The following is a 23,513-nucleotide window of genomic DNA, read 5'->3' on the forward strand; positions in this document are numbered from 1 at the left end:
GATTATCGCGGGCGCCCTCCCTTCTTCTCACATTCCACACTCTTTGCCCCGTCAAGCAACCGGTGCAGACAAACGCGGTGCGGCATGCGAGGCATCGGAGGACAGACGGAACGTGCCCACCACCTCCGACAGCCGCACCGACTGGTCCTTGAGGCTCTGCGCGGCTGCGGCGCTTTGCTCCACCAGCGCGGCGTTCTGCTGGGTCATCTGGTCAAGGTGCGATACCGCCTGCCCCACCTCGTTGATGCTCGTGCTCTGTTCGTTGGTGGATGCCGTGATCTCGGCCATGATGTCCGTCACGCGCTGCACCGAGGTCACGATGTCGTTCATGGTGGTACCCGCGTCGTGCACCAGCCGCGAGCCGTTTTCCACCTGTTCCACCGACGCGCTGATGAGCTGCTTGATTTCCTTGGCAGCCTCCGCACTGCGCCCGGCCAGGCTGCGCACTTCACTCGCGACCACTGCAAAGCCACGACCTTGCTCGCCGGCGCGTGCTGCCTCCACCGCCGCATTCAGCGCGAGGATGTTGGTCTGAAAGGCAATGCCGTCGATCACGCCAATGATGTCGTTGATCTTGCGCGACGCGGCGTTGATCTGCTCCATGGTGGTCACCACGTTGCCCACCACCTGTCCGCCGTGCTGCGCCACGCTGGACGCCTGGGCCACCAGCTGGTTGGCCTGTCGGGCAGAGTCTGCGTTGTGGCGCACGGTTTCAGTCAGTTGCTGCATGGAGGCCGAGGTCTCCTGCAGGCTAGACGCCGTGAGCTCGGTGCGCCCACTCAGGTCCTGGTTGCCGGTGGCAATCTCTTCGGCGGCCACACGCACCGAGCTGCTCGCATCGCGGATCTGCGCCAGCACCCCCGAGAGCTTGCCCGCAAAGCTGTTGAAGCTGGCGGCAATTTGTGCCAGTTCGTCCTCGCCCTGCGCGTCGATGCGGCGCGAGAGGTCGCCGTCGCCCGCACCGATCTCGTGCATGGCGTCGCGCACCAAGGTCAGCTGGCGCAGGCGCCGGGTCAGGATCACGCCGAGCAGCCCCACGGCCACCACCAGAACCAGCACGCTGGAGACCAGGGATGTGGCCAGCATCGAGCGGATGGGAGCCATTGCCTCGCTCTCATCCAGCGCCACCACCAGCATCCAAGAGGTGCCCGCGATGGGGACCACGCTCAGCAGGCGGCTGCGCCCCCCAATGTCTGCTGGCAGCAGAGTGCTGCTGTCTTTGGCGGCTGCCACCAGTTTGTCGATGGCGAGGTCTTTGGAAAGCTCCGCAATGGGCTTGAGGGTGAGCGCCTGATCGCGGTGGGCAATGATCTTGCCATCGGCTGCCACCAGGAAACCGAAGCTCTGGGGCGTGGGCCGGATAGAGGCTACGTTGGCCACCACCGACTCCATGTAGACGTCGCCCGCCGCTACGCCCTTGAGGGCTGTGCCTGCGCCGACCGGGGTGGCGAACGTCACAACAAGCTTCTGGTCAGACGCTGAAATGTAGGGCGGCGTGACCACCGATGTGCCAGCCTGCGCCGCCTGTTTGTACCAGGGCCGCGCAGTGGGGTCGTAGTCGGCGGGCAAATTGCGCGCTTCGGAAAACACATACTTCTTGTCGGCATAGCCAAAGTAAGCCGTGCTGAACTTGCCTGCGTCACGCAGCAGGGCCAGCGGCTTGGCGGGCTCGGGCTCTTCAAAGGCGGTGACGGACGCAGCGATGATCGCGGCCTTGGCCCGGGCCCACTCCTCGATGGTCTCGGCGTGGCTTTTGGCCGTGGCCAGGCCCTCCTCCGCCAGCGACACTTGCGCCTGCCCGCGCGCCGAAAGGTAGTTGACCAGGGTCAGCACCAGCAGGGCAGCGATCATGCACATGGCAGACAGCGCGAGGATCTGGCCCTTGAGAGTCTTCAGAAGCGACATGGAGCACCCCTTCATCCAACCGCACGGGCGGCCGTGGGCCATGTTACATCCGGTATCAGGCTGTGCGCCAGTCGGGGTAAGTGCGCAGGGCGCCAGGTTCTGGCTGCAAAAACAACAACGGCCCCGAAGGGCCGTGGGCGCAATGCGCGAGAGGCTGCAAATCGGTCAGCGGCTGTCGGCCTTGGTGTCGCTGAAGCGGCCGTAGCTCTGCAAGCGCTCGTAGCGGCGGTCCAGCAGGTCTTTGGTCTTGAGGTCGGCCACCTGACGGAACGCGTCGCCCAGCGCGCGCTTCAGAAAGGCGGCCATCTGCTTGTGGTCGCGGTGGGCACCGCCCACGGGCTCGCTCACGATCTTGTCCACCAGACCCAGGGCCTTCAGGCGGTGGGCGGTAATGCCCAGGGCATCGGCAGCCTCCTGGGCTTTGTCGCTGGTTTTCCAGAGGATGGAGGCGCAGCCTTCTGGGCTGATGACCGAATAGATGGCGTACTGCAGCATCACGACCTGGTCGCCCACGCTGATGGCCAGTGCGCCGCCGGAGCCGCCTTCGCCAATGATGGTGGTGATGATGGGCACTTCCAGCTGCGCCATCTCGAAGATGTTGCGGCCGATGGCCTCGGACTGGCCGCGCTCTTCGGCGTCAATGCCGGGATAGGCTCCGGGCGTGTCCACAAAAGTGAACACGGGCAGCTTGAACTTCTCGGCCGTCTTCATCAGGCGCAGGGCCTTGCGGTAGCCCTCTGGCTTGCTCATACCGAAGTTGCGCATCGCGCGCTCCTTCGTGTCGCGCCCCTTCTGGTGGCCCAGCACCATGCAGGCGTGGCCGTTGAAACGCGCCAACCCACCCACGATGGACAGGTCGTCTGAATAGTGGCGGTCGCCATGCAGTTCGACAAAGTCGGTGAAGATGTCACGCACGTAGTCGAGCGTGTAGGGACGCTCGGGGTGGCGGGCAATCTTCGTGATCTGCCAGGGCGATAGTTCGCTGTAGATGTCTTTGGTGAGTTGCTGGCTCTTCTTGCTCAGCTGGTCGATCTCTTCCGAGATATCGACGGCACTCTCGGTCTGCACGTAGCGCAGTTCTTCGATTTTGGATTCGAGTTCAGCAATCGGCTGTTCGAAATCCAGAAAGGTTTTTTTCGCCAACGTTTTTCTCCTAGGGGATCGCGACGGTTGCGGCTGCCATGAATGGCACGCACTGTAACCGACGGTTAACGAGTTTTCTAAAGCGCGTCAGTTAGCAACGGGCAATGGGTCGAGCGAGCGCCAAATATACCAAGTCGCCACACTGCTCCAGGGCTTCCAGGCCTCGGCCACCTCGCGGGCGTCGCTGCGGCTGACGGGGTCGCCCGAGAAATAGTTGTGGCTGATGCCGGCGATCAACCCTGGGTCGTCCAGGGGCAATACGTTGGGCCGCATCAGATAGAAGATCAGGAACATCTCCGCCGTCCAGCGGCCAATGCCGCGGATGGCGACCAGCTCGGCAATGATGGCTTCGTCGTCCATCGCCGCCCAGTCCTTCACGTGCAGCTTGCCTTCTTCAAAGTGGATGGCGAGGTCCACCAAGTAATCCACTTTGCGGGCTGACAGGCCGGCAGCACGCATGTCGTCGATTTTCAGCTTGAGCACGGAGGCGGGCTTCATGCTGCGGGGGAGCGCAACAAAACGCTCCCACACGGTCTGGGCGGCCTTCACCGAGACCTGCTGGCCCACGATCGACCGCGCCAGCGTGGTGAACGCGTCGCCGCGTTTCTGCAATGCGGCATCGCCAAACTGCGGGATCAGGCGCTTCATCACCCGGTCCTTCTTCACCAGGTGTTTGCACGCCTCGGCCCAGTAGTCGGGCGTGGCCAGCGCGGGTTCTGCAACCAGGGCATCTGGCGCTATTTTTTTAGTAGCAGCCACCGCAAACCCTGTCTGCCGCAGGGGCGTTTTTCACTAGATATTTGAAGATCACTGCGCAGCTTCCCAGGTGGTGCCTGCGGCGGAGTCCTTCAGCACGATGCCCTGGTCCAGCAGCGCATTGCGAATGCGGTCGGCCTCCGCGAAGTTCTTGGCCGCCTTGGCCGCAGCGCGGGCCGCAATCTGCGCCTGGATGTCCGCCTCGTCCACCCCGCCCGCCCCCGCCTGCAGGAAGGCTTTGGGGTCACCTTGCAGGATGCCCAGGCAACCTCCGAGCGCCTTGAGCAGTCTCGCCAGCCCGGCTGAACGTGTCTTGTTGACTTCACCTGCCAGGTCAAACAGCACGGCCACCGCCTCGGGCGTGCCAAAGTCTTCGTTCATTGCCGCCTTGAAGCGCGCTGCGTGAGGGTCGGCCCAATCAATGCTTGCCACATCGGCGGACGCCACCAGGCTCAGCGCGGTGTACAGGCGCTTCAAGGCCTGGCGCGCGTCGTCCAGATGGGCATCGCTGTAGTTCAGCGCACTGCGGTAGTGGGCGCGCACGATGAAAAAGCGCACCGTCTCCGCGTCGTAGGTCTTGAGCACGTCGCGGATGGTGAAGAAGTTGCCCAGGCTCTTGGACATCTTCTCGTTGTCGACCCGCACGAAGCCGTTGTGCACCCAGAATTTGGCCAGCGGCTTGCCGGTGGCGCCCTCGCTCTGGGCGATCTCATTTTCGTGGTGCGGGAACTGCAAATCGGCCCCGCCGCCGTGGATGTCAAACGTCTCGCCCAGCGTGGCGCCGCACATGGCAGAGCATTCGATGTGCCAGCCAGGGCGGCCGGAGCCGAATTCGCTGTCCCACTTGGCCTCGGGCGGCTCCTCGGGCTTGGAGGACTTCCACAGCACGAAGTCGAGCGGGTCTTCCTTGCCGTCGAGCACCGCCACGCGTTCACCCGCCCGGAGTTCATCGAGCGACTTGCCCGAAAGCTTGCCGTAGCCGTCGAACTTGCGCACGGAATAGTTCACATCGCCATTGCTGGCGCGGTAGGCCAGGCCCTTGCCTTCCAGTTGGCCGATGAGCGCGAGCATCTGGGGCACGTATTCGGTGGCGCGGGGTTCGACCGAGGGCGGCTCGATGCCCAACAGACCGATGTCCTGGTGCATGGCGGCGATCATCTCGTCGGTGAGGGCACGGATGGTGATGCCCCGCTCCAGCGCGCGCTTGATGATCTTGTCGTCAATGTCCGTGATGTTGCGCACATAGGTGACGCGGTAGCCAGTGCTTTTCAGCCAGCGCTGCACGACATCGAACGCCATCATCATGCGGGCGTGCCCGATGTGGCACAGGTCATAGATGGTCATGCCGCACACATACATGCGCACATGGCCAGGTTCGAGCGGAGAAAAGTCTTCCAATGCACGCGACAGCGTGTTGTAGATGCGCAAACTCATGGGATTTCAGTAACGGAGACTTGATGGGGTGGGCGAAATGAGCCCCGGCAGCAGGGGGCGGCGGCCCCTTGGTGGGGGTTGGCCCAGCGAGGGGCGTCCAGCGAAATCACCCGCGGCAACAGCGTACCGTCATGACAACCCCCTCAGCTACAATCCGCCGCAGTATAAGCCCCCGCCCGGGACAGACGCTGCCCAACACCTTTGAAGCCCCCATGAAGCAAGTCCGCCGCACACTTCCACGCCTCCTGCGCCTGCTGGCACTGACCGCGCTTGTGGGCACTGGCGCGGCCCAGGCCGACGACTACACGGAAATCACCCAGCTGATCAAGGCCGGCAAGCCCACCGACGCGCTCGCCAAGGCCGACCAGCGCCTGGCAGCCAACCCACGCGACCCGCAGCTGCGCTTCCTGCGCGGCGTGGCGCAGGCAGATTCGGGCAAGCCCGCCGATGCCATCACCACCTTCACCAAGCTGACGGAAGAGTATCCCGAGCTGCCCGAGCCCTATAACAACCTGGCAGTGCTTTACGCCAACCAGAACCAGCTGGACAAGGCCCGCACGGCGCTGGAGATGGCGATCCGCACCAACCCCAGCTACGCCACCGCCCACGAGAACCTCGGCGACATCTACGCCAAGCTCGCCAGCCAGGCGTACAACAAGGCGCTGCAGCTCGATGCCACCAATGCCAATTCCGTCAAACCCAAGCTGGCGCTGATCCGCGAATTGTTCGCACCCGATGCCACCGGCAAGCCAGGCCGTCCGGCTGCCACCGCCCCCGCTACCGCGCCGGCCCCCGCCATAGTGGCCACGCAGCGGCCCGCGCCAACCGCAGCCGCCCCAGCGCCTGCACCGGCCCCGGCCCCGGCGGCAGCCCCCACACCGGCACCAGCGCCAGCTCCCGCCGCTACACCCGCTCCTGCGACAGCCCAAACCCAGGCGGCTGCCGCAGCACCCGCCACCGCCCCAGCAGCGGCGAGCGACACTGCCACCGTCCAGGCCGTCACATCCGCCGTGCAGGCATGGGCCACCGCCTGGTCCTCCAAAGACATGCCAGGCTACCTGGGTGCCTACGACAAATCCTTCGATCCACCCGGTCGCCAGACGCGCGCCGTCTGGGAAAAAGAGCGCGAGGCCCGCATCGTGGGCAAATCCAAGATCAGCGTCCAGCTGTCCGATATCAGCGTTGCGGTCAATGGCAGCAAGGCCACTGCCCGCTTTCGCCAGGCCTACACCGCCGATGCTCTCAACGTAACCAGCCGCAAGACGCTGGATCTGGTGAACCACAACGGCCGCTGGACCATCGTCCGCGAATCCACCGGCGGTTGACCTTGAGCCCCGACGCCGGGCCTGCGCCTGCAGCGCGGGCGTTTTCTGCGGCCCGCCCCTGAAGGCCTGAACCTGAAACCGCGCATGTTTGTGGAGCTGTCCGCACCAGGCCGCCGTGCCGCGGCTGGCACTTTTTTCCTCGCCGCACTGCTGCAGGCGGCGCCCGCGCACGCCCAGAGCGGCAAGGTCGGCCGCACAGCCCTCTCCTCTGCGGCAGAACCGGCCGCCGCCAAGTCGCCCGATCTGCGCGACGGGCAGGCGGAAGCACGCCTGCTGGCGGTTTACAAGCTCATCGCGGAAGGCCGTAGCCGCGAGGCGCTGGCCCAGGCCGAAACCCTGGCGCGCGACTATCCCAACTTCCAGCTCGCGCAGCTGGCCGTGGGCGACCTGCTGATGTCACGCACGCGGCCCATCCGCCGCATGGGCGATGTGCCAGAACCCGATTCGGCGCGCAGTCTTCAGGCGGCCACCACCCTGGAAGAACTGCGCAACGAATCGCGCCAGCGCGTGGACGCCCAACGCAGCCGCCCGCCAGCACACAGCATTCCCGCCCAGTTCCTGGAGCTCTCGCCCCGCTCGCGCCATGCGATTGCCGTGGACGCTTCGCGCTCACGCCTGTATCTTTTCGAGAACACCCCCAAGGGCCTGCAGCTGATTGCGGACTACTACGCCTCGGTGGGCAAGCTGGGCATCGAGAAAAACCTGGAAGGCGACCAGCGCACGCCGCTCGGGGTCTACTTCATCACCAGCCGGCTGGACCCCGCCACGCTCAAGGACTTCTACGGCGCAGGCGCCCTGCCCATCAACTACCCCAACCCCCTGGACCAGAGCCGGGGCAAGACTGGCAGCGGCATCTGGCTGCACGGCACGCCGCCCGACCAGTTCGCCCGCGCCCCGCTGGCCACCGATGGTTGCCTGGTGCTGGCCAACCCCGACCTGGAACGCATTCTGCGCACCGTGGAGCCCCGCTCCACGCCCGTGGTCATCGCCCGCCAGCTGCAGTGGGTGGCACCGCACGCCGTTCAGGCAGACCGCAAGTCTTTCGACGCGGTGCTCAACGCCTGGCGCAGCGCCAAGACCGAAGGCGACATGAAGCGCCTGCTGGGCTTTTACGCACCGGATTTCCAGAGCTACCGCAAGAAGCCGCTGGAAGAATGGTCCCAGGTGCTCAAGACCGAGACCCGCGCACTGCGGGGCCGGGAACTACACCTCAAGGACAAGTCTTACCTGCGCTGGACAGATTCCGCCGACACCATGGTGGTAACGTTCGGCGAAGTCGCCGAAGGCGCCCGCACGGGCCCCGTCAAGCGCCAGTACTGGGCGCGGCGGGGCCAACAATGGCAGATATTTTTCGAAGGAGTGATTGGATGATTTCCAGAAGAAATTCGACCCTGGCGCTTGCCAGTGTTGCGCTAGCAGCTATGTTTTCAGTAGCATCCGTGCATGCGGAGGATGCCCCCAAGGTCAAGCTGTCCACCTCGATGGGCGACATCGTGGTCCAGCTCGATCCTGCCAAGGCGCCCAAGACGGTCGAGAACTTCCTGGGCTACGTCAAGGACAAGCACTATGACGGCACAGTGTTCCACCGCGTGATCGACGGCTTCATGATCCAGGGCGGCGGCTTCACCGCCGACCTGATCCCCAAGCCCACCAAGGCCCCGATTCCCCTTGAAGCCAGCAACGGCCTCAAGAACGACAACTACACCATCGCCATGGCGCGCACGGGCAACCCCAACTCCGCCACGTCGCAGTTCTTCATCAATGTGAAGGACAACGCCATGCTCAACGCCCCCAGCCCGGACGGCCATGGTTATGCCGTGTTCGGCAAAGTGGTGAGCGGCAACGACGTGGTCGACAAGATCAAGGCTGTGGCCACGGGCAACAAGGGCCCGCACCAGAACGTGCCCACCACCCCAGTCACCATCAACTCCGCCACGCTGGTGAAGTAATCCCTTTTTGTTGATTCATTGATCGAAAGAACCTTGCCATGAGCAACCCCCAAGTCGAACTGCACATTGCCGGCTACGGCGTCATCACCCTCGAACTCGACGAAGCCAAGGCCCCCAAGTCGGTGGCCAACTTCCTGTCGTATGTGAACAAGGGCCACTACAACAACACCATCTTCCACCGCGTGATCCCCGGGTTCATGGTGCAAGGCGGCGGTTTTGAGCCCGGCATGAACCAGAAAAACTCTGACGCGCCTATTGAGAACGAAGCCAACAACGGCCTGAAGAACGCCAACTACACCGTGGCCATGGCCCGCACCAGCGACCCCCACTCGGCCACCGCGCAGTTCTTCATCAACGTGGCCGACAACGGCTTCCTGAACCACACCGCCCCCTCGGCCCAGGGCTGGGGTTATGCCGTGTTCGGCAAGGTGGTTGGCGGCGCCGACGTGGTGGACAAGATCAAGGCCGTGAAGACCGGCCGCAAGGGTTTCCACGACGACGTGCCGAAGGAAGACGTGATCATCGAGAAGGCCGTCGCCCTCTGAGCATGGCATCCCCCTGTGGCGCTGCGCGCTTTCTCCTTTCTCACGCAACGCTGCGCGCTGCGGGAAGGGGGACGACGCCCTCGCTGCGGGGCGGCCCTTGCTCGGCGTCTGCCGCCGAGGCCGCGCCAGTGTCGGCCGCCAGTTGCACGCTGCAGCGCAAGGAATGAACCATTCAGGCCCCGCCGTGACGACCGTGCCCCGGTTCGAGGAGCTTGCCGCTCCCTCGCACTGGCGCACGGTCGAATTCATTTCGGACCTGCACCTGCAGGCCAGCGAGCCCGCCACTGTGGCCACGTGGCAGCACTACCTGGCAACCACCGAAGCGGATGCCCTCTTCATCCTGGGTGATCTGTTCGAGGTCTGGGTGGGCGACGACGCCATTGCCGAGAACGGCAGCTTTGAGGCCGAGGGCTGCGCGGCCCTCAGGGCGGCAGCCCAGCGCCAGCCCGTGTATTTCATGCACGGCAACCGCGACTTTCTGGCGGGCCCAGCGTTCCTTGCGCAGTGTGGCATCACGGGCCTGGCAGACCCGACCGTGTTGACCTTCGCTGGCCAGCGCTTCGTGCTCAGCCATGGCGACCTGCTGTGCCTGGACGATGTCGAGTACCAGCGCTTTCGTTTGCAGGCCCGCAGCGCCGAATGGCAACAGCAGTTTTTGGCACAGCCCCTGGCCACCCGCCGTGCGCAGGCACGCGGCATCCGCCAGGAGAGCGAGGCGCGCAAGCAGTCCGGCGTCACCTACGCCGACGTAGACGGCCCCACAGCCATCGCCTGGCTGCAGGCGGCCCAGGCAAACACCTTGGTCCACGGGCACACCCACCGCCCGGCCGACCATCAGCTGGCTTCGAACCTGCAGCGCGTGGTGCTGAGCGACTGGGACGCTGCAGCATTCCCGCCCCGCGCGGAAATACTGCGTTTGTCCCATGCGGGCTTGGAACGGCTTCCCCTGGCCCCCATGTACGAGCGATCCTGAACTGTGCGGGGTTTCACTTCCCGCTGCTCGATCGCCATGCCACCTCTTTTCAACCGGCTCTGGAGCCGTGTCCGCGCCACGGTGGCCCCTGTGCCCGACATCTCCGCCGCCCTGTGGCTGCAGACCCTCCGGCGCTACCCCTTTTTGGCGGCGCTGTCGCTGCATGACCAGGCCAAACTGCGCGCGCTCAGCGCCCTCTTCCTGCACCACAAGGAATTCCACGGTGCCCACGGCCTGGCGGTGACCGACGCCATGGCCATCGACATTGCGGCGCAGGCCTGCCTGCCCCTGCTGCACTGGGGCGACCCGGCGAAGGCGCTGGACTGGTACGACGATTTCGTGACCATCGTGCTGCACCCCGGCGAGGCGGTGGCACGCCGCCAGACGGTGGACGAAGCCGGTGTGGTGCATGAGCACACGCAGGTGCTGCTGGGCGAGGCCATGGAACGCGGCCCCATCATGCTCAGCTGGGAGCACGCCTCCAACGGGCGTGAGAGCACTGAGCGCGGCCACAACGTGGTGGTGCACGAGTTCGTTCACAAGCTCGACATGCGCAGCGGCGAGGCCAATGGCTGCCCACCGTTGCCCGCTGGTTTCCTGGGTGCCCGCACTGGCCGCGCTGCCTACGAGGCCTGGTGGAATGCCTGGGAGCCAGCCTATGAACAGTTCCGCGAGCGTGTGATCCTGGCCGAGCGCTTTGGCGCCGAACGACCCTGGCTGGACGCGTATGGGGCCACATCGCAGTCCGAGTTCTTTGCGGTGGCCTGCGAGGCATATTTTGTGAACCGGGATCGGTTTGCGCAGGAGTTTCCGGGGCTGATGCCGGTGCTGGACGCGTTCTTTGTGACTGAAGATTCCGCCCGCTCCTAACAAAAGCCCAGAGCGAGGGTGCAACAAACCCCTGCAACTCCCCCGCCGAACTTGCTACACCAAAGCAATTGCCTTGGGCGACCCAGCAGCCTTTTGGGCAACCCACGCATGCGCTTGACGGGTTTGGCGAAGAATTGTGTTTCTGTTTGAAACGATTTGAGCCTTAGACCTGCCTTTTTGCGCTTCATTTTCTAATGAGGCGCTACTGTTGTGCCTCCGCCGCCATAGCTGCATGGTGTCACTAACGAACGATATCTGGGAGTTTTCATGTCTGGCATTTCATCCGGGGATCGGCTCAGGCGCGTTGGCGCGCTGGCCGCATTGGTGGTCACATTGCTCAATGCTTGCGGTGGTGGTTCCGGGGATTCTTCGGGGCCTTCGGCCCCTCCACCCCCTCCTCCGGCCCCGGCCACGGCCCTGTCGCTGCTGGCGGGCAATGCCGATGGCGCGGGCACCCAGGACGGGCCCGCCCCGGGCGTCGCCCGCGTGGGGGTCGATGTGGGGGGCATGGCCGTCACGCCCCAAGGTGACGTGGTTTTCCTGGACACGGGCAACCACCGGGTGCGCAAGCTCAACGCCGGCTCCGCGCACATCACCACCGTGGCAGGAGGTGGCGGCTGGGTGCGCACCGGCGCCGTGTCCAACCATGCCGACGGCGACGGCCCCGCTGCCCGCTTCTACCAGCCCAAGGCGGTCGCGGTGGACACCGCCGGCAACATGTATGTGGCCGACACGGAAAACCACCTGGTGCGCAGGATCAGCCCCACCGGAGCGGTGACCACTCTGGCTGGCAAGCCGGGCGTGTGCGGCAACCAGGATGGCACGTCCGACACCGCGACGTTCTGCCGGCCTTCCAGCATTGCCGTGGACAAGGCCGGTACCGTGTACGTGGCGGAAACCAGGCCATCGTCGACCACCTTGTCCGCCGCCAATCCAATCCGCAAGATCTCAACCACCGGCCAGGTGAGCACACTGACCAGCAAGGCCAGTGAGTACCCGACGTCCATCTTTTTCTCCGGCCCCCCGATCCAGATCTACTACCCGGTACATCTGGCCACCGACTCCACGGGCGCCCTGTATGCCGCCGACCCCAACGACCACGTGGTGCGCCGGTATGCGACCGACGGCCAGGCCACTGTGGTGTCGGGCACCGTCGGCCCCAACAACCAGGGCACCACCGACGGCACGGCCTCGCAGGCGAAGTTCGGCGCCTTCAAGGCGATGGCGTTCGACACGGCAGACCGCCTGTTCGTGCTGGACAACACGGGCCTGCCGGCCATCCGCCGCATTGGCAGAGACGGAAGCGCAATCACTCTGGTTCGCGCACAGGGATGCACCGAGTCCCGTGCGCCGGGCAGCCTGTGCCTCGCCAACCAGATGACGGTCAGGCCCGATGGCAGCTTCCTTGTCTCCGAATACGGGATGCAAGGCAACACGTTCCAGTACTCGCAGCTGCGCAGCTACTCACCCCAGGGCACGTCGACCCTGGTGGCCGGTCTTGCCTCCGCGCCGGGCGCGGACGACGGTCAGGGCGGCAGCGCCCGGTTTGACGCTCCCGGAGCCCTGGCGTGGAGCCCTTCGGGCACGCTGTACGTGCGCGATGACGGCAACCGGTCGCTGCGCACCGTGATGCCGGACGGCGTGGTGCGCACCTTGGGTACGCCGGGCGGGCACTGCACCACGGTGGGCGGGCTGGGCAGCGAGGTGCTCTCCAGTTTTACCGCGCCCCTGACCACCGATGGCGCGGGCGCTCTCTACACCCTCCAGGAAGCGCGCGTTTTCAAGACCAGCGCTTGCCGGTCAGAGCTGTGGGCGGACCTCAAGCCTTTGCTGGACAAGGTACCGACCTTCTTCACCAGCGTGGCCTCGGGCATCGCCGCCGACCGGACGGGCAATGTCTACGTGTCCACGTTCAAAGGCACCATTCACAAGATCGATGCCAAGGGCGAGGTGACCCTGCTCGCCGGCAGCCTGGGCACCGTCGGGCATGCGGACGGACAGGGTGCGGCGGCGCAGTTTTCCGCGCTGGGCAACATGGCCACAGATGCTGCCGGCAACCTGTATGTTGTTGACGGTCTGTTCCATGAAGTCAACAAGATCGGGCCCACGATCCGCAAGATCACACCCTCGGGCATGGTCAGCACCCTGGCAGGCAACCCCGGGGCTGCGCCGGGCTACGCGGACGGCACGGGCGCCGCCGCATTGTTCACGGTGGACCTGGGCTTCAGGTACCCGCAGCAGACGGCCGCGCTTGCCGTGGACGCACAGGGCAATGTCTACATCACCGACGGCGCCCACCACGTGGTCCGCCGCATCACCCCGGACGGCCGGGTCAGCCCGCTGGCGGGACAGTTCGGCGCATCCGGCTTTGCGGCGGGTGATCTGCCAGGCCTCATCCACCGGCCGGCGGGGATTGCGGTGCGCGACAACATGCTCTATTTCTCCATGCCCAACGCCGTGGCGCAGGTGAAGCTGCCGGCGCAATGAGCCTGCCACGCGCGCAGCGCGGTACAGCGCCGCCCAATGCGCGATGGCCATCGTCACATCGACACACCGGCGTGCGGCCCCCGCCGCACGTTCCAGACCCCTTCATTCATCCCAAAGGAACACCACCATGCAAGGTTCCCTGTTTAGTGTCCCTCGGCCGCCCATCGCGCTGTTGGCATCCCTGGCCGTTGCGGCGCTCGTGTCCTGCGGCGGAGGCTCTGGCGACACGTCGCCCCCGCCCCCGCCGCCGCCTCCGCCCCCATCCACTCCCCTTGCCCTTCTGGCCGGTACGACCGAGGGGCCGGGCACGCAGGATGGCCAGGGGACCGCAGCCAAGATCAGCACGGAAAGCGGCGGGATGGCACTGGCATCCAACGGCGACGTGCTGATTGCCGATCCAGGCAACCACACCATTCGCAGGCTTTCGCCCACCGGGCAACTCACCACCTTCGTGGGCGGCGGCCCCACCCGCAGCGATGCCAGCAGCCCGGGGCCACGGTATCTGGACGCCGCAGGCACCGCCGCACGCTTCAACGCGCCGCAGGCCGTGGCCGTGGACGCGGCGGGCAACACCTATGTGGCCGACACCGGCAACCACCTGGTGCGCAAGATCGACGCTTCCGGCAACGTCACCACGCTGGCAGGCCAGGAGGGCGTGTGCGGCAATGCCGACGGCACAGGCACGGCGGCAACGTTGTGCAGCCCCACCAGCATTGCGGTCGATCGGGACGGCAATGTGTATGTTTCGGAGTGGGCGCCCTTGACCCAAGCGCTTCCGCAGGAGCCCACTGGCAACCCCATCCGCAAGATCACGTCTGCAGGGGTGGTCACGACGGTCATTTTCAGGGCGAGCCAGTACCCCACTCCAGGCTTTGGGCGCAACAACCCCGACCGCCTGTACCCGGTGCATCTGGCAACCGACTCCACCGGCGCGCTGTACGCAGCCGACCCCAACGACCATGTGGTGCGGAAATTTGCGCCCAACGGCCAAGCCACGGTGCTGTCGGGCACGGTGGCCCTCAACAACACGGGCTATGTAGACGGCGCGGCCAGTGCGGCCAAGTTCGGCGAACTGCAGGCCATTGCGGTGGACCGCACCAACCGGGTGTTTGTTCTGGACCGGTCCTCCGGCACCCCGCTGCGCGAGATCGCGGCGGACGGCTCAGTGACCACGGTGCGGCGTGCGGCGAACTGCGATTTCGGGGCCGACGGCCTGCCACCCGCGTTTTGCGCGAGCAAGCGCCTGGCGGTGGACGCCCAGGGCCGTTTCCTCGTCACGGAAAGCAGCGCCTCCAGGACCTTCCAAACTTACACGGTCATCTACCGCACGGCGGCCAGCGGTGCGCCCGACCTGCAGGTGGGCACCGCCCCCCTGCCCGGCCATGCCGACGGCCGCGGCAGTGCGGCGCGCTTTGACAGCCCCGGCGCGCTCGCGGTGGACAAGGCGGGCACGCTGTACGTGCGCGACCGCAACAACGCCGCGCTGCGTACCGTGCAATCCGATGGCACGGTGGCCACGCTGGGCCGGGCCAAGAACCCGTGCGCGCAGGTCACGGGGCCGATCAACGACGTGGCCTTCTGCGGCTCAGCGCCGCTGTCCGTCGACGGGGCCGGCAACATCTACTCTTTCGACTTCAAGCGCATCCTGAAGACGAGCCCTGCCGGTAACGTGACGGTGTTCGCCGACCTCACCGCCGCTTTCGATGCGATACCCGGCTTTCTGCTCGAGGGGCTGACGGGCATGGCCGCCGACAGCGGCGGCACCGTGTATGCAGTGTCCCTGCGGAGCGTGATCTTCAAGATCACCCCAACCGGCGCTGTCAGCGTATTTGCGGGCAACCCCAACGCACGCGGGCACGCGGACGGCCCGGCCGCTTCGGCGCAGTTCTCGGCGCTGGGCCAAATGACCATCGACCCTACAGGCAACCTGTATGTGGTGGACGGCCGCTACCACAACATCACCGGCGTGGGGCCCACCATCCGCAAGATCACACCCGCCGGGATGGTGAGCACCATCGCCGGCCGTGCAGACCTGCCGCCTGGGCTGGTGGACGGCCCGGCCGCCTCGGCGCAGCTGACGGTGGACACCGGCGCGCCCATTTCGGACTCGCACGCCTGGCTGGCCGCCGATGCCAGCGGCAATGTCTACGTCACCGACCCGCGCAACCGCGTCGTGCGCAAGATCGGCGCCGACGGCCAGGTCAGCACCCTGGTGGGCCAGCGCTGGAACAAGGGTTTTGCGGCGGGAAACCTGCCCGGCTTCATCGACGAGCCCGCAGGCATCGCCATCAGTGGCGCTACGCTCTATGTCTCCACGTCAAATGCGGTGGCGGCCGTCAAACTGCCTTGACGAATGGATTGCGGCCCGTGGCGCCCAGAGGCGCCACGGGCCGCGTGGGCAATCCATCGCGAGCACTGCGGTGCAGTTGCCCACACGGCACCAGTGCGCAATGGCGCTGGCTCACGGGCAAGGTGCTGCAGCCCCCCGACACGGGCTCACCCCGGCAGCCAGATCAGACACTATCTAGACAATTTTTCCAGATTTTGACAATTTATCCATTTTTAGATAAATTGTCGAAATGCCAGACAAGAAGTCCAATCGACTGCCCCCGCCCGCAGGCGCAGCCCAGCGTGCACCCACCACCCGCGCCCCGAAGCGCACTCCCGACCAGGCCGCACTGCTGAGCCAGATCGAACAGGTCGCCCAAGGCCTGGCCGCCACCTTTGCCCCGTTTTGCGAGGTGGTGGTGCATGACTTGCTGGACCCCAAGCATTCCATCCTCGCCATCCACAACAACCTGTCGGGCCGTGGCGTGGGCGACCCCACCACCGAGCTGGGCCTGGCGCGCATTGCCGACCCCGACTACCCGCAGGTCATTGCCAACTATGCCAACCAGTTTGCCGACGGCCGCCAGGCCAAGAGCACGTCTGTGGGCATCAAGGACACAGCGGGCAACTACGTCGCAGCGCTGTGCCTCAACGTGGACCTTACCCTGTTTCGCAGCCTGCAAAGCGTGGTGGGCCAGTTCACGTCCATCGATGGAGACACCGGGCTCAGCGAGTCGCTGGACCCAGCGGGCGTCGATGCCATTCGCCAGCGCATCGACCAGTTCGCTGCGCGCCTGTCCACCGCACCGCGTGCGCTCAAGGCCGTAGAGCGGCGCGCCCTGCTGCGCGAGCTGAAGGACTCGGGCTGCATGGAAGTTCGCCGCGCGATGGAAGTGGTGGCGCAGCATTTGGGCGTCTCGCGTGCCACGGTGTACGGCGATGCCAAGTAGTCGCCCTGCCCATCCTGGCACGCAGGCCCAGCTTCTGCTGCTGGACACCCACCAGATCAGCGGCCTGCTGCCCCGCACCCGGCTGTTCGTGGATAACGCCGCACAGTCCCGGTCTATTGGCGAAGCGCAATGGGAGCCCAACCAGCCCTGCACCGAACTGGGCGACCTCCACTCTCTTTTTCATCCCATCGGCCCCTTCCCATGACCACTGCCCCTTCTGCTCTCCCTACCTACGACGATGTGGTGGCCGCTGCCGGCCGCATAGCAGGCCATGCCCACCGCACGCCCGTGCTCACATCGCGCACCATCAACGCCGAGTGGGGTGCACAGGTGTTCTTCAAGTGCGAGAACCTGCAGCGCATGGGTGCCTTCAAGTTCCGGGGTGCGTTCAACGCACTGGCCCAATTTGACGCGGTGCAGCGCAAGGCGGGCGTGGTCGCTTTCTCGTCCGGCAACCACGCACAGGGCATTGCGCTGGCCGCGCGCGAGCTGGGCATCCCTGCCACCATCGTGATGCCACAAGACGCGCCTGCCGCCAAGGTGGCCGCCACCCAAGGCTACGGCGCCAACGTGGTTTTCTACGACCGATACACGCAAGACCGCGAGCAGATCACGCGCGACCTGGCCGAACGCAATGGGCTGACCCTGATCCCGCCCTACGACCATGCCGACGTGCTGACCGGCCAGGGCACAGCGGCCAAGGAGCTGTTCGAGGAGGTGGGCCCGCTGGATGCCTTCTTCGTCTGCCTGGGTGGCGGAGGCCTGCTGTCGGGCTCGGCCCTGGCCACGCGGGCGCTGTCGCCCCACACCAAGCTGTATGGCGTGGAACCCGCAGCAGGCAACGACGGCCAGCAGTCGTTTCGCAGCGGCGCCATCGTGCACATCGACACCCCGCAGACGATTGCCGACGGCGCGCAGACCCAGCACCTGGGCAACATCACCTTCCCCATCATCCGGCGCGATGTGGACGACATCCTGACCGTGACGGACGAACAACTGGTGGACGGCATGCGGTTCTTTGCCGAACGCATGAAGCTCATCGTGGAACCCACAGGCTGCCTGGGCTTTGCAGCCGCGCGGGCCATGCGCGATGAACTCAAGGGCCAGCGGGTGGGAGTGCTCATCAGCGGCGGCAATGTGGATCTGGCTCGGTTCAGTGCGCTGGTGTCTGCGTAACCCGAGCCCGCCTTGCCGCCAGGACCTGCCCCTGCACACAAACAGCCCGCTCTCCGGCATCGACACGCCTGCGGCCCTCATTGAGCTGCCGCGCAACATCGCCCACATGCAGCAACCCATGAATGCACTGGGCGTGCGGTTTCGCGCGCACGCCAAAACCGCCAAATGCACCGCCGTGACGCGCGCCAGGTGGCGGTGGGTGCGCAGTGCATCACGGTGTCCACACCCAAAGAATCCGGGCAGTTTTTTGCGGGCGGCGTGACCGACATCCTCCATCCGGTGGGCATGATGGTGCCGCACAAACTGCCGCAGGTGCTGGCGGGGCCGCAGCGCGGTAGTACCGCCACGGTACAGAAGCCCCAAAGAACTTGGCCCGGACGGCGACGCTCAGGGCGACAGCGCGTGCTCCACCGCCAGCTTGGCTTCTTCCAGGCTGCTGAAAAACCGCGTGGCCTGGGGCAGGGCCTTCGGCAGATGGGAGGGTGCCGGCCACAAACGCTCATCCGTCCAGCCCGCTGTCCAACCGCCAATATCTTTGCGCTTGACGAAGCAGACGGCTTGCCCGCTCACTGTCGCTATCCAGGTGGTAGGTGGATCGTGGTCCCACGTGACGTTTGCCATGGTGCCCTCCAACGGTTGCTGCAACACCAGTGTAGGAACGCTCATGTCCCGCGGGCACTGGGGGTTCCCCGACTGCGCGACAAAACCGTGCGCCCATGACACGCACACAAGCGCGGGAAAAGCTACAGCCTCTTCCCCAGCATCACCACCCGCCCCTTGCGATAGCCCAAGCCCTCATAGAACCCAAACGCCGGCACCTCCTCCAAGGTCTGCAAGTTCATGCTCACGACTTCGTCGCGCCGCAACACATCCTCCAACGCGCGCATCAGCGCAGACCCAGCGCCTTGCCGCTGCATATGCCCGGCAACGCACATCTCCTTGATGTGAAACGTCCATCCGTTCACCCACCGCTCTTTCCATCCCAACACCATCGCGACCGGAGCCTCCTCGATCAGCAAGGCCATTCCACGCGCAGCCGGAAAGGCCATGAATGCCGCGAGCCGCTCCACCACGGCTGCACGCTCCCATCCATCGTTCCAGGGCGGTGCGTTGAAAACGCCCAGGTACAAGTCCGCACAGCCGGCGATGTTCTCGGCGGTCAAGGCCACAGTGGCAAAGGGCTGGATCATAGGGAACAAAGGCAAACAAAACACAGGGTGGCAAGCGTAGCGCACCACGCTTGCCACCCTGTATGCGGCCATCGATCATCCCGACGAAAGGCTTGCGCCCTGCATGCTCATCGGGCGGCCGCAGCCCCCATCGCAAACTTCGCAGCCCGCACCACCGCATCCGCATCCACCCCAAAGAACGCCCGCAACGCAGCCCGCGTATCGCTGCGCCCGAACCCATCGGTCCCCAACGTCAGGTACTTGCGCCCCTCGGGCACGAAGGCGCGCACCGTCTCGGGCACGGCACGCACATAGTCGGTCGCAGCGATCACCGGTCCGCTCGTGGCGGCCAGTTGCCCTGCAAGCCAGGGGGTACCCGGCTTATCTTCTCCCGCGATGGCACGCTGCTCGCACGCCACGCCATCACGCGCCAGCTCGCTCCAGCTGGTCACGCTGATCACCGTCACCTCCACGCCCTCGGCGGCCAGAAGTTCGGCGGCCTTCACCACCTCGGTCAGGATGGCGCCTGAGCCCATCAAAGTGACGGATTTTGATGAAGTCGTGCTCTCGCGCTTATCTGACAAGCGTGAGTAGCTCTTAAAAACATAGCATCCGCGCAGCACGCCTTCTGCCGCGCCGGCGGGCAGATCGGGCTGCGCGTAGTTCTCGTTCATCAGCGTGACGTAGTAAAAGACGTCGCGCTGCTCGGTCACCATTTCGCGCATGCCGGCGTCGATGATGACGGCCATCTCACCCGAATAGGCCGGGTCGTAGGCCTTGCAGTTGGGGATGGTCGCGGCCACCAGGTGGCTGCTTCCGTCCTGGTGCTGCAGGCCCTCGCCACCCAGCGTGGTGCGGCCCGACGTGGCGCCCAGCAGGAAGCCGCGCGCACGCTGGTCGGCAGCCGCCCAGATGGCATCGCCCACACGCTGAAAGCCGAACATCGAGTAGTAGATGTAGAACGGCAGCATGGCAAGGCCGTGCACCGTGTAGCTGGTGGCCGCGGCCGTCCAGCTGGCGATGGCGCCGGCCTCGCTGATGCCCTCTTCCAGGATCTGGCCGTCCAGCGCCTCGCGGTAGCTCAGCACCGAGCCGATGTCCTCGGGCGCATAGCGCTGGCCCACGCTGCTGTAGATGCCGACCTGCTTGAACAAATTGGCCATGCCGAAGGTGCGCGCCTCGTCGGCCACGATGGGCACGATGCGCGGGCCCAGCGTGGCGTCCTTGAGCAGGCCGCCCAGCATGCGCACGAAGGCCATGGTGGTGCTCATCTCCTTGCCATCGGCCTGCAGCGCGAACTGTGCATAGCCCTCGATAGGCGGCACGGGCAGCACCTCGCAGGTAGTGTCGCGGCGCGGCAGATAGCCGCCCAGGTTTTGCCGGTGGCTGCGCAGGTAGCGCATCTCGGGGCTGTCTTCCGCGGGCTTGAAGAACGCGAGGCTCGTGGCCTGCTCGTCGGTGAGCGGCAGGTTGAAGCGGTTGCGGAACTCGATGAGGTCGGTCTCGTCGAGCTTCTTCTGGCTGTGCGTGGTCATCTTGCCCTGCCCGGCCGTGCCCATGCCGTAGCCCTTCTTGGTGTGCGCCAGGATCACCGTAGGCTGGCCCTGGTGGCGTGCGGCCGCGGCATACGCGGCGTGGATCTTCACCAGGTCGTGCCCGCCGCGCTTGAGGCGGTCGATCTGCTCGTCCGTCATGCCCTGGGCCAGGGCCGCGAGCTCGGGGTTCTGGCCGAAGAAGTTGTCGCGGTTGAAGCGCCCGTCCTTGGCGGCAAAGGTCTGCATCTGGCCGTCCACCGTGCCTTCGAGCGTGCGCACCAGCGCACCGGTCAGGTCGCGGGCGAACAGGCCGTCCCAGTCGCTGCCCCAGACCAGCTTGACCACGTTCCAGCCCGCGCCGGCGAACAGGCGCTCCAGCTCGTCGATGATGCGGCCGTTGCCGCGCACCGGGCCGTCCAGGCGCTGCAGGTTGCAGTTGACCACCCAGACCAGGTTGTCGAGGCCCTCGCGCGCGGCCAGGGTCAGCGCGCTCATGCTCTCGGGCTCGTCCATCTCGCCGTCGCCGAACACGCCCCAGACCTTGCGGTTGGTGCAATCGAGCAGATTGCGGTGCGTGAGGTAGCGCATGAAGCGCGCGTGATAAATGCTGCTGATGGGACCGATGCCCATCGACCCGGTGGGGAACTGCCAGAAGTCCGGCATCAGCCAGGGGTGCGGGTAGCTCGACAGGCCCTGCGCACCCGCGCCCGGCGCCGTGAGTTCCTGGCGGTAGTGCATCAGGTCCTGCTCGCTCAAGCGCCCTTCGAGGAACGCCCGCGCATACACGCCGGGCGCGCTGTGCGGCTGGAAGAACACCAGGTCGCCCCGGTGCTGCCCCTCGCCCAGGCCTTCACGGGCCCGGAAGAAGTGGTTGAAGCCGCTCTCGAACAGGTCGGCCGCGCTGGCGTAGCTGGCAATGTGGCCGCCCAGCTCGCCATAGGCCTGGTTGGCGCGCACCACCATGGCCAGCGCGTTCCAGCGCACGATGGAGGCCACGCGCTCCTCGATGGCCAGGTCGCCGGGGAAGACGGGCTGGTCCTGCACGGCCACGGTGTTCACGTACGGCGTGTTCAGGTCGGGATGCCAGCCCAAGCGCTGGGCCCGCGCCAGGCGCACCATTTCCTGCAGCATGAAGCGCGCGCGCTCGGGCCCTTCGGTCGCGACCAGGGCCAGGAAGGCATCGCGCCATTCGGCGGTTTCTTCGGGGTCGGCGTCCGGGGTGGCGCCGGGGGCTTGCTGCAGCAGGGCGTGGGGGGTGAGGGCGTTCATGGTGACCACTGTAGCGAGGCTTCGCCCAAATGAGTTGCCGTTCTGGCTTCCGTCCATCGCCACCATGGCATTTTGTGCCGCAAAACCCATAAACTGCAGCACATGAAACTGGACACCCTCGATGTGCGCATTCTGGCCGAGCTGCAGGCTGACGGATCTTTGTCCAACGTGGAGCTGGCGCGGCGCGTGCACCTGTCGCCCTCGCCGTGCCTAGCGCGCGTGAAGGCGCTGGAGGCTGCGGGCGTCATCAGCCGCTATGTGGCGCTGGCCAACGCTGCGGCGCTGGGCCTGGGGCTCAATGTGTTCATCAGCATCAGCCTCAAGACGCAGAGCAAGGAAGCCCTGGCCGACTTTGAACGCCGCATCGCCGAGCACGACGAGGTGATGGAGTGCTACCTGATGAGCGGCGACAGTGACTATTTGATCCGCGTGGCGCTGGCCGACATCGGTGCGCTGGAGCGTTTCATCCTGGAGCAGCTTGCGCCCATTCCTGGCGTGGAGAAGATCCGGTCGAGTTTTGCCCTCAAGCAGGTGCGCTACAAGACAGCGCTGCCGCTGCCCCGGGCATAGCGTTCAGGCTCCAGCGCCCTACTCCCCATCCACAAACCATCAACCGTCACCCATCACCCCGCACGTGCCGTGCTGGGCGGCTGGCCGATGATCCTTTTGTACGCGCGGCTGAACGAGGCTTCGGACTCATAGCCCAGCCGGTTGGCCGCCACGGCCACGCGCATGCCATCGCGTCCAATCCAGCGACGGGCCTGCGACATCTTCACCTTGGCCACGTAGCGGGCCGGGCTCTCGCCCATGGTGCGGGTGAATGATTCCGAAAAGCTCGACCGCGAAGCGCCCATCAGGTCGGCCAGCAGCGGCACGTTCCAGTCGCGCTCGGGCTCGGCGTGGATGGCGGCGATCACCTTGCCGATGCGCGGGCAGCGCACCGCCGCGATCCAGCCTGTGGGGCTGTTACAGCTGCATTCCACCCAGGCGCGGATGATGCTGGCCGCCAGTGCATCGGCCAGGCGCGCCAGGATGGCGCAGGCGCCCATGCGGTCCTGCGCCACCTCGCGCTCCATAGCGTCGAGCAGCACGGGCACGGTGGTGTCGCGCCGCGCCAGATCGCCGGCCATCATCACGGCAGGCATCATGGCCATCAGCGGGTGCAGCGGGTCGAGGTTGAAGCGCAGTGCGCCGCTAAAGAGCACGTCGGGCGCCAACGGCGGGGGCGGCGCGACCGGGGCCCCCAGGGGTGCGCGGCCGGCATCGCGGCCGTCCACCAGGTAGATGTTTTCAGACACGGCCTTGCGCGCCAGCGAGTCGATGTCCACCGGCGGCACGTCGGGCGAGCTGGCTAGCACGTGGAAGCTGCCGTGCGGCAGCAGCACCGCATCGCCCGGGTTCAGGCGCTGCCAGTCGGTACCCGGCGTGCGCAGCCAGGCGCCGCCATGGCCCACGAAGTGAAAGCGCGCCGAGCGCTGCGCCGGGAAGGCAATGGCCCATGGCGGGTGCAGCACGCAGCGGCCATACTCCACGCCATCCAGGCGCAGGCCGAGCAGGATCTGGGTCAGCAGGTCCGGCGGGTCCGCGAACGGCTGCTGAGGCACCTGGTTGAATGGCTTGGATAAAAAGTCAAGCATATCGGCTTTTAGGGCATGGAAACGCCGCCATCTTATCCCTACGATGGCTTTCCATCCATCCC

At 65.9% G+C, this 23,513-nt stretch carries 20 protein-coding genes and 1 pseudogene; 13 read left to right on the top strand and 8 right to left on the bottom strand.

What is annotated here, in order from left to right; all coding sequences use genetic code 11:
• Positions 1-51: 51 nt before the first annotated feature.
• The 4 genes from IB243_RS18840 to cysS all read right to left on the bottom strand — a co-directional run bounded on the left by IB243_RS18840 (position 52) and on the right by cysS (position 5,238).
• A complete protein-coding gene (locus tag IB243_RS18840; protein WP_192428703.1) occupies positions 52-1,905 on the bottom strand; it encodes a methyl-accepting chemotaxis protein in 1,854 nt (617 codons plus the stop codon).
• Between the two features lie 165 nt (positions 1,906-2,070).
• On the bottom strand, positions 2,071-3,048 hold the full coding sequence (locus IB243_RS18845; RefSeq protein WP_010460423.1) for an acetyl-CoA carboxylase carboxyltransferase subunit alpha: 978 nt from the start codon (positions 3,046-3,048) through the stop codon (positions 2,071-2,073).
• A gap of 87 nt (positions 3,049-3,135) precedes the next feature.
• A complete protein-coding gene (locus tag IB243_RS18850) occupies positions 3,136-3,807 on the bottom strand; it encodes a DNA-3-methyladenine glycosylase (protein WP_057223150.1) in 672 nt (223 codons plus the stop codon).
• A 48-nt stretch (positions 3,808-3,855) separates the two neighbouring features.
• Positions 3,856-5,238 (bottom strand): cysteine--tRNA ligase, encoded by a 1,383-nt coding sequence (gene cysS, locus IB243_RS18855; RefSeq protein WP_192428704.1) that lies wholly within the window; start codon positions 5,236-5,238, stop codon positions 3,856-3,858.
• A 212-nt stretch (positions 5,239-5,450) separates the two neighbouring features.
• Here cysS and IB243_RS18860 point away from each other — a divergent pair, with 212 nt between their 5' ends.
• From IB243_RS18860 to IB243_RS27165, 12 genes and pseudogenes are all read left to right on the top strand, one after another.
• Entirely contained in the window at positions 5,451-6,563 is a 1,113-nt protein-coding gene (locus IB243_RS18860) for a nuclear transport factor 2 family protein (protein ID WP_192428705.1), read from the top strand.
• Positions 6,564-6,647: 84 nt separating this feature from the next.
• Entirely contained in the window at positions 6,648-7,934 is a 1,287-nt protein-coding gene (locus tag IB243_RS18865) for a L,D-transpeptidase family protein (RefSeq protein WP_192428706.1), read from the top strand.
• The gene (locus tag IB243_RS18870; protein ID WP_029413587.1) at positions 7,931-8,512 is read left to right on the top strand and encodes a peptidylprolyl isomerase; all 582 of its coding nucleotides are present in this window, start codon (positions 7,931-7,933) and stop codon (positions 8,510-8,512) included. The genes IB243_RS18865 and IB243_RS18870 overlap by 4 nt, the downstream gene beginning before the upstream one ends.
• A gap of 38 nt (positions 8,513-8,550) precedes the next feature.
• Positions 8,551-9,057: a peptidylprolyl isomerase gene (locus tag IB243_RS18875; protein WP_010460411.1), complete on the top strand. Its 507-nt coding sequence runs from the start codon at positions 8,551-8,553 to the stop codon at positions 9,055-9,057.
• 163 nt (positions 9,058-9,220) lie between these two features.
• The gene (locus IB243_RS18880; RefSeq protein ID WP_192428707.1) at positions 9,221-10,030 is read left to right on the top strand and encodes a UDP-2,3-diacylglucosamine diphosphatase; all 810 of its coding nucleotides are present in this window, start codon (positions 9,221-9,223) and stop codon (positions 10,028-10,030) included.
• Positions 10,031-10,066: 36 nt separating this feature from the next.
• On the top strand, positions 10,067-10,900 hold the full coding sequence (locus IB243_RS18885; protein WP_192428708.1) for a zinc-dependent peptidase: 834 nt from the start codon (positions 10,067-10,069) through the stop codon (positions 10,898-10,900).
• Positions 10,901-11,167: 267 nt separating this feature from the next.
• A complete protein-coding gene (locus IB243_RS18890) occupies positions 11,168-13,387 on the top strand; it encodes a hypothetical protein (RefSeq protein WP_192428709.1) in 2,220 nt (739 codons plus the stop codon).
• Positions 13,388-13,514: 127 nt separating this feature from the next.
• A complete protein-coding gene (locus IB243_RS18895) occupies positions 13,515-15,737 on the top strand; it encodes a hypothetical protein (protein ID WP_192428710.1) in 2,223 nt (740 codons plus the stop codon).
• A 229-nt stretch (positions 15,738-15,966) separates the two neighbouring features.
• Positions 15,967-16,665, top strand: a complete 699-nt coding sequence (locus tag IB243_RS18900) for a transcriptional regulator (RefSeq protein WP_225585043.1) — start codon at positions 15,967-15,969, stop codon at positions 16,663-16,665.
• The gene (locus IB243_RS27495; RefSeq protein ID WP_192428711.1) at positions 16,655-16,870 is read left to right on the top strand and encodes a hypothetical protein; all 216 of its coding nucleotides are present in this window, start codon (positions 16,655-16,657) and stop codon (positions 16,868-16,870) included. Before IB243_RS18900 ends, IB243_RS27495 begins: the two co-directional genes overlap by 11 nt.
• Positions 16,867-17,841 carry a threo-3-hydroxy-L-aspartate ammonia-lyase gene (locus IB243_RS18910; RefSeq protein ID WP_192428712.1) on the top strand — a complete coding sequence of 325 codons (975 nt, stop codon included), beginning with the start codon at positions 16,867-16,869 and terminating at the stop codon, positions 17,839-17,841. The genes IB243_RS27495 and IB243_RS18910 overlap by 4 nt, the downstream gene beginning before the upstream one ends.
• Positions 17,801-18,177: pseudogene (locus IB243_RS27165) on the top strand (hypothetical protein); the annotation flags it as partial. The gene IB243_RS18910 and the pseudogene IB243_RS27165, both read left to right, overlap by 41 nt.
• 51 nt (positions 18,178-18,228) lie before the next feature.
• Here the strand turns inward: IB243_RS27165 and IB243_RS18915 are convergent.
• The 3 genes from IB243_RS18915 to mdeB all read right to left on the bottom strand — a co-directional run bounded on the left by IB243_RS18915 (position 18,229) and on the right by mdeB (position 21,814).
• On the bottom strand, positions 18,229-18,462 hold the full coding sequence (locus tag IB243_RS18915; RefSeq protein ID WP_029413571.1) for a hypothetical protein: 234 nt from the start codon (positions 18,460-18,462) through the stop codon (positions 18,229-18,231).
• Positions 18,463-18,584: 122 nt separating this feature from the next.
• Positions 18,585-19,004 (bottom strand): GNAT family N-acetyltransferase, encoded by a 420-nt coding sequence (locus IB243_RS18920; RefSeq protein WP_192428713.1) that lies wholly within the window; start codon positions 19,002-19,004, stop codon positions 18,585-18,587.
• Between the two features lie 134 nt (positions 19,005-19,138).
• Positions 19,139-21,814, bottom strand: a complete 2,676-nt coding sequence (gene mdeB, locus IB243_RS18925; protein ID WP_192428714.1) for an alpha-ketoglutarate dehydrogenase — start codon at positions 21,812-21,814, stop codon at positions 19,139-19,141.
• A gap of 102 nt (positions 21,815-21,916) precedes the next feature.
• Between mdeB and IB243_RS18930 the strand changes: the two genes are divergently transcribed.
• Positions 21,917-22,384, top strand: coding sequence for an Lrp/AsnC family transcriptional regulator (locus IB243_RS18930; RefSeq protein WP_057272397.1), 468 nt, complete (start codon positions 21,917-21,919; stop codon positions 22,382-22,384).
• Positions 22,385-22,437: 53 nt separating this feature from the next.
• On the opposite strand, the gene IB243_RS18935 is transcribed toward IB243_RS18930, so the two are convergent.
• Positions 22,438-23,451, bottom strand: a complete 1,014-nt coding sequence (locus tag IB243_RS18935) for an AraC family transcriptional regulator (RefSeq protein WP_192428715.1) — start codon at positions 23,449-23,451, stop codon at positions 22,438-22,440.
• Between the last annotated feature and the right edge of the window lie 62 nt (positions 23,452-23,513).

Origin of the sequence: Acidovorax sp. ACV01 (assembly GCF_014851495.1) — a bacterium.
In the GTDB taxonomy this organism is placed as follows: Bacteria; Pseudomonadota; Gammaproteobacteria; order Burkholderiales; family Burkholderiaceae_C; genus Acidovorax; species Acidovorax radicis.